This window comes from Pseudomonas sp. KH_021 (genome assembly GCF_057838865.1).
This window is the reverse complement of sequence record NZ_CM174477.1, coordinates 3,472,303-3,484,362: the sequence shown is the minus strand read 5'-3', so window position 1 is coordinate 3,484,362 and position 12,060 is coordinate 3,472,303. Positions and strand designations below refer to the sequence as shown.

6 protein-coding genes are annotated in these 12,060 nt (G+C 59.9%); all 6 read right to left on the bottom strand.

What is annotated here, in order from left to right; genetic code table 11:
* Nucleotides 1-483: 483 nt before the first annotated feature.
* The 6 genes from ltrA to AC3IX4_RS16060 all read right to left on the bottom strand — a co-directional run bounded on the left by ltrA (nt 484) and on the right by AC3IX4_RS16060 (nt 11,997).
* Nucleotides 484-2,130, bottom strand: a complete 1,647-nt coding sequence (ltrA, locus tag AC3IX4_RS16085) for a group II intron reverse transcriptase/maturase (RefSeq protein WP_489256427.1) — start codon at nt 2,128-2,130, stop codon at nt 484-486.
* Between the two features lie 614 nt (nt 2,131-2,744).
* A protein-coding gene (locus tag AC3IX4_RS16080; RefSeq protein ID WP_489256426.1) for an IS3 family transposase occupies nt 2,745-4,297 on the bottom strand; the annotation gives its coding sequence in 2 pieces (ribosomal slippage) (nt 2,745-3,835 and nt 3,835-4,297; 1,554 coding nt in all).
* A gap of 701 nt (nt 4,298-4,998) precedes the next feature.
* Nucleotides 4,999-6,420, bottom strand: coding sequence for an efflux transporter outer membrane subunit (locus tag AC3IX4_RS16075; RefSeq protein WP_489256425.1), 1,422 nt, complete (start codon nt 6,418-6,420; stop codon nt 4,999-5,001).
* Nucleotides 6,417-9,596 (bottom strand): efflux RND transporter permease subunit, encoded by a 3,180-nt coding sequence (locus tag AC3IX4_RS16070; RefSeq protein WP_489256424.1) that lies wholly within the window; start codon nt 9,594-9,596, stop codon nt 6,417-6,419. The genes AC3IX4_RS16075 and AC3IX4_RS16070 overlap by 4 nt, the downstream gene beginning before the upstream one ends.
* Nucleotides 9,597-9,608: 12 nt before the next feature.
* Nucleotides 9,609-10,850 carry a multidrug efflux RND transporter periplasmic adaptor subunit MexE gene (mexE, locus tag AC3IX4_RS16065; RefSeq protein WP_489256423.1) on the bottom strand — a complete coding sequence of 414 codons (1,242 nt, stop codon included), beginning with the start codon at nt 10,848-10,850 and terminating at the stop codon, nt 9,609-9,611.
* Nucleotides 10,851-11,100: 250 nt separating this feature from the next.
* Nucleotides 11,101-11,997 (bottom strand): LysR family transcriptional regulator, encoded by an 897-nt coding sequence (locus AC3IX4_RS16060; RefSeq protein WP_489256422.1) that lies wholly within the window; start codon nt 11,995-11,997, stop codon nt 11,101-11,103.
* Nucleotides 11,998-12,060 lie beyond the last annotated feature (63 nt).

Sequence of the window (12,060 nt, the reverse complement as noted above, 5' to 3'; positions counted from 1 at the left end):
ATCGCCACCTCAATGGCATTCAAGGTCGCCCAGTGCAGCCCTCGGGCATCTCCATGCAACTCCACTCTCACAGGCCATGGCACGTTGCAACCAATGTGGGAGCCGGCTTTAGCCGGCGATGCGCCGCGCGGGCGGCGCTCGATCTCAAGAGCAAAGGAACAACCAAGGCAGGCACCTTGTGGGGCTCATGCGATCTGCTGACAGGCACCTTCGGGCGGGTGCACCATGAGAATGAAGAGGATCGCATCAAGGCTTCCAGGCGCTTGCCTTGGGTTTTGCGGTGTTACGTAAATCGAGCGCCGCCCGCGCGGCGCATTCGCCGGCTAAAGCCGGCTCCCACATTTGTTGCAACGCGGCGTTTGTCGGGTAGCCAGACGCGGTTGCCCGCGTCCAGCCCCCTAAGAACCGTGCATGCGCCTTTCAACGCACACGGCTCAAGCCTCTACTAAGGCATCTTTCGACACCCGGTTACCCAACTTCGTTTTAGGCGTGTTGCTGATTTCTACGGCAATTGAGATGGTGCATTTGCAGGTTGCTTGCTGCATCTGATCCGCCGTCAGTCCGTTTTACAATACAGCGAACATCCCAAGGGGTGTTCTTTGTGATTGGTTTCTGACAGGTAGAGCACATGCCATCTTGCCTCCGCCAGACACGGTAAAGCTTCCCGCGACCTTTCGACGAGTACAGCATTTTCTTGCTCCATCGGGACTCGAAATACTGCTCCCACTGTGGGTCGTGCGGGTTCGCGTCCGCTTTGATCTTGATGTGCCGCTGTATTGGCGTATCCGACTCTGCGAGCAGGATGCGCTCCCTTTTCGCTCCATCTTTTCTTTCTTCTGTTGCGGCAAATACCCAAGTTCGGGTGCCTCTGGTCTTGAAGTAGTGCTCCTTAACCCACCGGGCTCCTTTGTTCGGGTGCCTTCTTACCGCCCATCGCCATAGCATTGACCATACGTTGGAGTCGATTCGATTAAAGGTTTTCTTGGCGACTACATGGCTGTGGTAATTCGCCCATCCTCGTAACACAGGATTGAGCTGTTTTATCAGGTCAGTCTGTTTAGCCGGCCTGTTGGCCTTTATGACTTCGCGGATTTTGTCAAGATGCGCTTTGACGTTCGCTTTCGACGGCTTCATCAACAGCTTGCCGCTGTACTTGCGGATGTTCCATCCGAGGAAGTCAAACCCATCCTTGATGTGCGTTACTTTGGTTTTTTCAGGTGACAGGACTAGCCCACGCTCTGCCAGAAATTCAACCACTGCGGGCTTGACCTCTTGTTCCAGCCACTCTTTCGAATTACCAGTAATAATGAAGTCATCCGCGTAACGCACCATGTTCATTTTCCGGCCTGTTCTCTTCGCTTTCGGGAATTTTTCCGAGAGCATCAGTTCGAGGCCATCCAATGTCATGTTTGCCAACACTGGCGATATTATGCCCCCTTGCGGGGCGCCGGAGTCGGTGGGAAAGAGTTTGTTTTGATACACGAATCCCGCCTTGAGCCACTTATTTAAAACCACCTTGTCCGTTGAGATATTGGTGATCATCCAGTCGTGACTGATTTTGTCGAAACAGCCTTGAATATCAGCCTCCAGCACCCACTGCGCGCTCGCCTTTTGCGCCAAACAAGTGAAGCATTGTTCACCGGCATCGGCAGTTGAGCGTTCCGGCCTGAACCCATAAGAATTCAGGTCGGCGGTGGTTTCCGCGATCGGTTCCAGGGCCAGCAAGTGCAACGCTTGCATAGCCCTACACTTCATCACGGGTATGCCGAGCGGCCTCGTCTTGCCATTTTTTTTCGGAATCATCACTCTCCGAAGCGGAAGAGGCGAGTAACCTCGCCGCTTCAACGACGCAATCGCGTTGGTCTTTGCCCTCGGCGTTTTCCACGTCACCTTGTCCACGCCGGGGGTATTCTTGCCTTTGTTTTCAGTCACTCGCTTGACGGCTAATGCCTTGCCACAAAACGAGTGGGTCAGCAGCCATTGCAAGGCTTTCGCCTTGTTGTGCCTGCCGGCCTGGGTGGCCTTCACAATACGCGTTTGCAGCCGTCTTACATGGCGCTGGACATCGATCCAATTAATGCCGTCCCATGCCACGCCGGAAGGTGCACACGCCAGTGTTGCAGCATTCATTTGCTCTCCTCCCGTTTAGATGGTTCTAAAAATTCTCTTGTGAAGAGAGACCAAGAGGAAGTCTGCCCGCTTTCGCGTGGGGTGATGTTGCAATCCCTATCCGTCCCATTACAGGGCGGCGTTCGCTTTGTCCTCGATCCTGTTCCCGCACCGCCATTGGCAGACCTTGCGGCCTACTGTCCCCGCAGGGCGCGATACGGGGTTCCCACGTTCCACTTGCAGAAGTATGTCGGGTTAGGTGCCTGCTATGAGCCGGGAGGCGTGCGGGTCACGAAGGCGCACTTGAAAAGCGCTCTTCCCACCTCCGTTACCGTTTTGGTTCAAGCGCAATAGCCATTTCCGCTTGTTCAACTTAACGACCTTTAGCGCAGATTCACATGTGTTCACCATACCAACTATCTAGCACTACACCGGCGTATGGCTGCCAGAAGAGTACGCCTCTCGCGATTGATACCCCGCACCTCGCAGTGCTTCGTTACATTGTCAGAGTCGCTCTTTATTCAGACTCCTAGATTCACCAAGTGACATTGGTGGTTCCCTCAGTTGAAGCGGGAACAACTTCTACAAACGACTTCGTGTCGCACTTCAAGGTACTTGTCGCTTCAACCGTCTAACTATGCCGCTCTTTTCTCGACCTGTTGCTCTCGATCCGGGTTCAACAACACGGTACCGATCGGCTGCCAGTTACGCGTCCGGCCTGACCACCGCTCCGGCTTTTTCTCCTTGGCTCGCTCATACAACTCATGCCGTCGGGCCAGGACCTGATGGTCCATTCCTCGATGCCGCTCGGCTGGCGTGACGAACCGGATACGGCTATGCCGGTGCTCGTGGTTATACCAGCGCATGAAATCCCTCACCCAAGCGCGTGCAGCGTCCAAGCTGGCAAAGCCATCCGGCGGCCATTGCGGGCAGTATTTCAGCGTTCTAAACAACGACTCCGAGTAGGGATTGTCGTTGCTGACCCGCGGTCGTCCCCGCGAGGGCGTGATGCCCAGGTCATACATCTTGTTCAACAGCGTCACCGATTTCATCGGCGCTCCGTTGTCCGAGTGCAGCACCAGAGGCTCGCGCAAACACTGCTCGCCGATCACGCTGCGTTGCAGCAGCGCAGCGGCTTTCTCGCCGCTTTCCGCGTCGTAAACCTCCCAGCCCACGGCTTTGCGGCTGTAAATATCTTCGATCAAATAGAGGTAGTAATACTTTCCACGTATCGGCGACGGCAAATAGGTGATGTCCCACGACCACACCTGATTGGGCCCTTTGGCCGCATGCGTCGTCGGTGCGGCATGCCGCCTGGGGCGTTGGCTACGACCTCGGTGTTGCTGTTGACCCGCCGCCCGCAAGACGCGATAAAACGTCGCCTCCGACGCCAGATAACGCCCTTGATCGGCCAGGCGCGGCACGATCTGACTCGGCGGTAGATGGGCGTACTCAGGGCTGTTGCACAGCGTCACAATCACCTGTCGCTCGCCCTCGCTCAGTGCGTTACAGGGCGTTGGCCGAACGACCGTCGTTCGAGCATCGGCCTGAACGACTTCAGTTTCGGTCCAGCGTTGCAGGGTTCGCGGCGATAAACCGACCTCCTGGCAGGCCCGGATTTTTCTGGCTCCCGCCATGACCGCTTCACTCAGCCAGTCAACGAACAACTGCCGTTGCGGCAAAGACGTCAGTTGTCCTCGTTGTCGGTCCCCCAGTAGTCGTTGAGCTTTTTTCGCAGCACCAACAACGCGGCTGTTTCAGCGAGCGCCTTATCTTTGCGGCGCAGTTCTCGCTCAAGCTCCTGGATACGCTTCTTATCCTTGCGCGACTGCTCTCGATCCTCTTTTTGCAGGGCTTTATCCGACTTCTGGCCGGTAATGAAGGCTTGTCGCCAAGCAGTGATTTGCTCGGGGTAAAGGCCTTTGCGCCGGCAATACTCGCCCAGGTCGATCTCGGACAAGCCGGCCGCTTCAAGGACAACAGCAAACTTGGTTTCGGCTGACCAGTTCTCGGTCAGCGGCTTGTTTTCGGACACTGCATTTCCTTCAGAACTGAGCTGCTTGCGCCAGTTGGACAAAGACATTTCGCTGACCCCTTCGCGCCGAGAAACCTCGGCCATCGACAGGCTCAGTGGGGGAAGCAGCATCTTGAGCAATGCGGCTCTGCGTTCAGGTGAATAATACGGCACGACCAGTCTCTTTCCGCCCCCGATATGCTTTTTTAGGAAAAATCGGAGAGGCGACAACTATCCTGACACCGGGGGAACGTGCCATGGCCTGTGGGGTAGGGGTTGTTAGCCTTGGTGGTTCGGCTTTGGATTTTTGTGGTTTCGGGTGGGGGGCGCGTGGCTGACAACTCCAATCTCACAGGCCATGGCACGTTGCAACCAATGTGGGAGCCGGCTTTAGCCGGCGATGCGCCGCGCGGGCGGCGCTCGATCTCAAGAGCAAAGGAAAAACCAAGGCAGGCACCTTGTGGGGCTCATGCGATCTGTTGACAGGCACTCTGCGGGATCACCCTGAGAATGAAGGAGGGAGACCGTATCAAGGCTTCCAGGCGCTTGCCTTGGGTTTTGTGCTGTTGCCAAAATCGAGCGCCGCCCGCGCGGCGCATCGCCGGCTAAAGCCGACTCCCACATTGGTTGCAACGTGCCATGGCCTGTGGGGTTGGGGTTGTTAGCCTTGGTGGTTCGGCTTTGGATTTTTGTGGTTTCGGGTGGGGGGCGCGTGGCTGACAACTCCAATCTCACAGGCCATGGCACGTTGCAACCAATGTGGGAGCCGGCTTTAGCCGGCGATGCGCCGCGCGGGCGGCGCTCGATCTCAAGAACAAAGGAACAACCAAGGCAGGCACCTCGTGGGGCTCATGCGATCTGTTGACCACCACCGCCTACCGGGACGCCACCACCGGGTTAGGTTGCCACCCCCCGCCCAGCGCCTTGTAGATCGCCACGATGCCTCGGTACAGGTCCACTTCGCCCTGGGCCTGGGCATCTTCGGCGGTCAGGCGTTCGCGTTCGGCGTCGAGCAATACCAGGTAGTCGACCGTACCTTCGCGATAGCGGATCGAGGCAAGGTCCGCGGCGGCGCGGCTGGCTTCGCTTTGGCGCAGCAAGGCCAGTAGGCGCTGTTGGCGTTTGCTGTAATCGCTGAAGGCGTTTTCCGACTCTTCCAGTGCCAGCAAAACCTGTTGCTCATAGCTGGCCAGTGCCCCTTCGGCGTCGGCGTCGGCGCCACGAATCCGGGCGCGCACGCTGCCAAGGTCAAAGGCCGCCCAACTGATGCTCGGCCCCAGGCTCCAGGCCTTGGCTGCTGCCGAACCCAATTGCGAGCCGCGCCCAGCGGTAAAGCCAAGGAAGCCGCTCAGGCTGACCCGCGGAAACAGGTCGGCCGTGGCCACGCCAATATTGGCCGTGGCGGCGGCCAGCTTGCGTTCGGCACTGCGCACATCGGGCCGGCGCTGCAGCAGCTCGCCCGGATCGCCGATGGGCAGGGCCTTGGCAATGGCGGGCAGTTGCGCCGGGCTCAGGTCGACACTCAAGCTGTCCGGGCGTTCGCCCAGCAATGTGGCGATACGATTGCGCGCGCGCACCTGTTCGGCCTGCAGTTGCGGCACGGTCGCCTCGACGGCCGCCAGACGGGCATCGGCCCGCACGACGTCCAGTTCGTTGCCGACACCGGCATCGCGCAAGGTTTGGGTAATGCCTCGCGAATCCTGCTGGTTCTTGAGGTTGGCCAGGGCGATCTTCTCCCGCAGCTGCGCCCCCCGCAGTTGGCCGTAGGCATCCACCAGCTCGGCAATCAACGTCACCTGAAGCTGTTGCAGGTCAGCCTGGGCCACTTGCTCCTCGGCTTCGCTGGCCTCCAGTGCCCGCTGGATTCGGCCGAACAGGTCGATCTCCCAGGCCATATCCAGGCCCAGGTCATAGCGTTCGCTATTGACCCGGCGCTCGGTCTGGCCCGGAACCTGGCCCTTGCCGATATCGGCGCTGGCGCGGCTGGTGACCGTCGGCAGAGCGTCATTGTCAACATCGTCGCGGATCGCCCGGGCGGCCTTCAGGCGGGCAAACGCCACGCGCAGTTGGCGGTTGTCCTGCAGGGCCTTGCCGACCAGCCGGTTGAGGGTCGGGTCATCGAATTGCTGCCACCAGATGGCATCGAAGCGGCTGCGGTCAAACTGGCTGGCAGCGGTTTTTTCATCGGCAGCAGCCAGGTGCGCCGCTGCGGTTTGGGGGGCTTTGTAGTCCGGCCCCACGGCGCAGGCGGCCAGGACCAGGACCAACAGGCTGGGCATTAACAGTTTGAGAGTCATGCATGCACCTCCTGAGCCAGCGCCTTGGCGGCCTTGCGGGCCTCGTTGCGCTCGACCCGACGACGAATCAGGACAAAGAACACCGGTGTCAGCAGCAGACCGAAGAAGGTCACCCCGAGCATCCCCGAGAACACCGCCACGCCCATGGCATGACGCATCTCGGCACCGGCACCGGACGAGAACACCAGCGGTACCACCCCCATGATGAACGCGAACGAGGTCATCAGGATCGGCCGCAGACGCAGGCGGCAGGCTTCCAGCACCGCGGCCAGCGGGTCGAGACCTTCCTCTTGCTTATCCTTGGCGAACTCGACGATCAGGATCGCGTTCTTGCACGCCAGACCCACCAGTACGATCAGGCCGATCTGGGTGAAGATGTTGTTGTCACCGCCCGACAGAATCACCCCGGTAATGGCCGACAGCAGGGTCATCGGCACGATCAGGATCACCGCCAGTGGCAGGCTCCAGCTTTCGTATTGAGCGGCCAGCACCAGGAAGGCCAGCAGTACGCAAAGCGGGAAGACGAACAGCGCCGTGTTGCCGGACAGGATCTGCTGGTAGGTCAACTCGGTCCATTCGAAGGTCATGCCGTTGGGCAGTTCCTCCTTGAGCAGTTTCTCCATGGCTTTTTCGGCTTGGCCGGAGCTGTAGCCCGGCGCCGCTGCGCCGTTGATCTCGGCGGTGACGAAGCCGTTGTAGTGCATGACCCGATCGGGACCTGCGGTGTCGCTGACCTTGATGAAGGTCGCCAAGGGAATCATCTCGCCCAGGTTGTTGCGCACCTTCAACTGGCCGATCTGTTCCGGCTCCAGACGGAATTGCTGCTCAGCCTGGACGTTGACCTGGTAGGTGCGTCCAAAGCGGTTGAAGTCGTTGGCATACAACGAACCTAGGTACACCTGCAGGGTGTCGAAGATATCGCTGATGGCCACGCCGTGGGTCTTGGCTTTTTCCCGGTCGATGGCCGCATCGACTTGCGGCACGTTGACCTGGTAGCTGGTAAACAACCCAGCCAGCTCCGGCACGTTGTGGCTCTTGGCAATAATGTTCTGGGTTTCCTTGTACAACGCTTCGTAGCCCAGGTTGCCGCGGTCTTCGATTTGCAGGCGGAAGCCGCCGATGGTGCCCAGCCCCTGAACCGGTGGTGGTGGGAAGATCGCGATGTAGGCGTCTTCGATACCGGCAAACTTGGCGTTCAGCGCGGCGGCAATGGCCGCTGCCGACTGGCTCGGGTCCTTGCGCTCATCGAACGGCTTGAGCGGGGTGAAGACGATGCCGCTATTAGGGCTGTTGGTGAAGCCGTTGATCGACAAGCCAGGGAAGGCCACTGAGTTGGCAACACCCGGTTGCTCCAGGGCAATCTGGGACATTTTCTTGATGACTGCTTCGGTACGATCCAGGCTGGCCGCGTCGGGCAACTGGGCGAAGGCCACCAGGTACTGTTTGTCTTGCGGCGGCACGAACCCGGTGGGGGTGTTGGCAAAGCCGAACCAGGTCAGGACCATGAAGCCTGCGTACAACACCAGGGCAATGCCACTGCTGCGAATCACCCGCGCCACGGTGCCCACATAGTTATGGCTGGCACGGTCGAAGAAGCGGTTGAAAGGGCGGAACAGCCAGCCGCCCAGCAGCTTGTCGAGGAACCGCGAGAAGCGATCCTTCGGCGTATGATGATCCTTGAGCAAGACGGCGGCCAAGGCCGGCGACAGGGTCAGCGAGTTGAAGGCCGAGATCACCGTGGAGATCGCGATGGTCAAGGCAAACTGCTTGTAGAACTGCCCGGTAAGGCCAGAAATAAAGGCTGCCGGCACGAACACCGCACACAGCACCAGGGCCGTGGCAATGATGGGCCCGGTCACTTCACGCATGGCGCGCTGAGTGGCTTCGACCGGTGCAAGCCCCAGCCCGATATTACGCTCGACGTTCTCCACCACCACGATGGCGTCGTCCACCACGATACCAATGGCCAGCACCAACCCGAACAGCGACAGGGCGTTGAGCGAGAAGCCAAACAGATGCATCACTGCAAAGGTCCCGATCAGCGATACGGGTACCGCCACCAGCGGAATGATCGAGGCACGCCAGGTTTGCAGGAACAGGATCACCACCAGTACCACCAGTACCAGCGCTTCGAAGAGGGTGTGTACCACCGCCTCGATGGAGCCGCGCACGAAGATAGTCGGGTCGTAGACGATGCTGTAGTCCATGCCTTGGGGGAAATCTTTCTTCAGCTCGGCCATCTTGGCGCGAACTTCATTGGAGATGTCGATGGCATTGGAACCTGGGCGCTGGAAGATCGGGATCGCCACGGCCGGCTGGTTGTTGAGCAGCGAACGCAGGGCGTATTGACTGGAGCCCAGCTCGACCCTGGCAATGTCTTTCAGGCGAGTGATTTCGCCATCGGCACCGGCTCGGATGATGATGTTCTCGAACTCTTCCTCACTGACCAGGCGGCCTTGCGTGTTGACCGACAGTTGGAAGTTGGTGGCACTTGGCGCGGGTGGCGCACCCAGTTGACCGGCCGCCACCTGGCGGTTCTGCTCACGGATGGCCGTGACCACATCGGTCGCAGTCAGGTTGCGCGAGGCGGTCTTGTTCGGGTCCAGCCAGACCCGTAGCGAGTAGTCGCCCATGCCGAACAGCTGCACATCGCCGACGCCACCCAGGCGCGCCAGTTCATCCTTGATATTGAGGATCGCGTAGTTGGACAGGTAGAGCATGTCGTAGCGGTTGTCCGGCGAGGTCAAGTGCACCACCATGGTCAGGTCGGGCGAGGCCTTGTCGACGGTGATACCGATGCGCGTCACTTCCTCGGGGAGCTTGGGCTGGGTGCGCGTCACACGGTTCTGCACCTGCACCTGAGCGTTGTCCAGGTCCGTGCCCAGGGCGAAGGTGATGGTCAGGGTGATCTTGCCGTCGGCGGTCGACTGCGAGGACATGTACAGCATGTTCTCGACCCCGGTGATCGCCTGTTCCAGCGGTGCGGCCACGGTTTCACCGATCACCTTGGGGTTGGCGCCAGGGAAGTTGGCGCGCACTACCACTGTGGGCGGCACGACTTCCGGGTATTCGCTGATCGGCAGCTGGAACAGCGAAATGCTGCCGGCAATCAGGATCAGCAACGACAGCACAGCGGCGAAGATCGGCCGGGTAATAAAAAACTGGGAGAAGTTCATGGGCGTGTTCTCTTAACCGCGTGGTGTCGTAGCGCCGGCGACTTTGACCAGCGCCTCGCGCACAGGCTGGGCGTCGTTGCTGGCATCGAGGGCCTGGCGCTGGCGGGCGAGGGCGGCCAGGGTCGCTTCGCTGGCCATCGGTGTGTCTTGCGGGTCGATCGCAGAACCTGGGCGAACTCGCTGCAGGCCCTTGACCACGATGCGATCGTCCTTGTGCAAGCCGTTGCGCACGATGCGCAGGCCTTCGAGCTTGGGGCCCAGCTCGACCGCGCGGTACGTCGCCTTGTTATCGGCGTCCATGACCAGCACGAACTTCTTGCCAAGGTCGGTCCCGACCGCTTCGTCGTTGATCAGCACCGCCTGATAGGTGCCGCTGCCGACCAGCTTGAGGCGGGCGTAGAGGCCGGGGGTGAAGTCGCCATCACGGTTATCGAACACCGCCCGGCCACGAATGGTGCCGGTCTTGGGGTTGACCTGGTTGTCGACGAAGTTCATATGGCCCAAGTGCGGGTTGCCTTCCTCATTCGACAGGCCCAGGTACACCGGCGTTGTCTGGCCACGTTGGCCGGTTTTGGCAAGCTCGGTGTACTTGAGGTAGACGCGTTCGTCGGCGTCGAAATAGGCGTAGACCTTATCGGTCGAAACAACGGAGGTCAGCGGCGTGATATCGGCGCTGACGATGTTGCCAGCGGTGATCAGGGCGCGGCTGACGCGTCCGCTGATCGGCGCCGTCACGCGGGTAAAGCTCAGGTTCAGGCGGGCGAGATCCAGTTGGGCCTGGATGGCGGCAACACCGGCGCGGGCTTCCTGGGCGGCGGACGTACGGGATTCGGCAAGCTCGGCCGAAATCGCATTGCTGGCCCGCAGGCGCTCGCCACGCAAGGCTTCGTTTTCACTGCGCAAGGCCGTGGCGCGGGCTTGTTGCAACTGGGCTTCGAGCTGGCGTACCTGGGCCTGGAAAGGGCGTGGGTCAATCTGGAACAGCAAATCACCTTTCTTGACCAGCGCCCCTTCGCTGAAGGCCACCTGATCGATCTGCCCGGAGACCCGTGGGCGCACTTCGACGGTTTCTGGCGCTTCCAGGCGCCCGGTGAACTCATCCCACTCGTTGATCGATTGCTCCAGAACCTTGGCGACACTGACCTTGGGGGCGGCAGGGGCCTGGACGGCTTCTGGCGTCCGGCCACAGGCGCTCATCACCAGCACCGCCAGGGCAGCGAGGGGATAGCGCAAATGTTTGAGTGACTGTTCCATGGGGGGAGTCCGCCAATTTATTGATAATGGGCGGATTCTGCGAGTTGCAACCTTCAACAACGAATCGAACGAGGCGAAGATAAATATCAGTCTGAATGATTGTAGGAGCCAACCTTGGTTGCGATGGCGTCGCTGCGGTGTATCGGGTGGACCGCGGCGCGTTCCCTGTAGGAGCGAGCCTTGGCTGCGATGGCCACACCGCGGTGCACCAGGCAAACGGCGGCGCATTCATCGCGAGCAAGCTCTGCTCCTACAGTTGTGGGTAATCCTCGCCGCAGGTCATCAAGACTTCCAGCAGCGCTTGGGCAGCCGCCGACAGCTTATGATCGGTCAGTAACACCACGCCGATACGGCGTTGAACCGTAGGCTCCACCAGTCGCACGCAGTGGGCGCCCAACTCTTGCATCTGGCGAATGCACAAGGCCGGTACCGCGCTCACACCCAGGCCATTGGCAACCATTCTTCCCACCGTCGACAGCTGATGGCTTTCAAAGGCTACCGCCAGCCCGCCTTGACCCACCAGCACTTGTTGCTCAAGCATCAGGCGCACCGCCGAAGGCCGTTGCAGGGTGATGAAGTCTTCCTCCAACAACTGCTTCCAGGTCACTTCCTGTTGTGTCGCCAAGGGCGAATTGACCGGCACCACGGCAACGAAACGGTCCATGTGGAAGGGCATGAACTTCAACGGGTCGCTGCTCTCGGGCTCAAAGCCGATGCCCAGTTCGACGCGTCGATGGCGAACCAGCTCCAGTACTTGCTCGTTGATCACGTCATGCACCGCCACATTAACCCGTGGATAACGGTCGCGGAACGTTTTCAGGGCGGCCGGGAGCAGGTTGCCGGCGAAGGCGGGCATGGCGGCGATGGCGACTTTGCCCAGTTGCAAGGTGAAGCGCTGGCGCAGCAATTCCTCGGTGTTGTCCCAGTCGGCCAACAGTTGACGCGCCAACGGCAAGAGCGCTTCACCTTCGGGTGTAAGGCTGACGCTGCGGGTGGTGCGGCTTAACAGCGGGCCGCCCAAATTCTCTTCCAGCGCCTTGATCGTCAGGCTCAAGGCGGGTTGGGAGAGATGTAGCCGTTCCCCGGCCTGGGCGAAGCTCAGGTACTTGGCGACGGTCACAAAGGCACGAAGTTGTTTTACATTCATTTGATCGGCCAATTAATTCATCAAAAAAACAAAATTAACAAATTACTGCGAAGGGGTGAAGAT

Bases quoted from the DNA above. Each gene is read 5' to 3' on its own strand.
- ltrA (WP_489256427.1), bottom strand. From the start codon at position 2,130: ATGAATGCTGCAACACTGGCGTGTGCACCTTCCGGCGTGGCATGGGAC.
- AC3IX4_RS16075 (WP_489256425.1), bottom strand. From the start codon at position 6,420: ATGACTCTCAAACTGTTAATGCCCAGCCTGTTGGTCCTGGTCCTGGCC.
- AC3IX4_RS16070 (WP_489256424.1), bottom strand. From the start codon at position 9,596: ATGAACTTCTCCCAGTTTTTTATTACCCGGCCGATCTTCGCCGCTGTG.
- mexE (WP_489256423.1), bottom strand. From the start codon at position 10,850: ATGGAACAGTCACTCAAACATTTGCGCTATCCCCTCGCTGCCCTGGCG.
- AC3IX4_RS16060 (WP_489256422.1), bottom strand. From the start codon at position 11,997: ATGAATGTAAAACAACTTCGTGCCTTTGTGACCGTCGCCAAGTACCTG.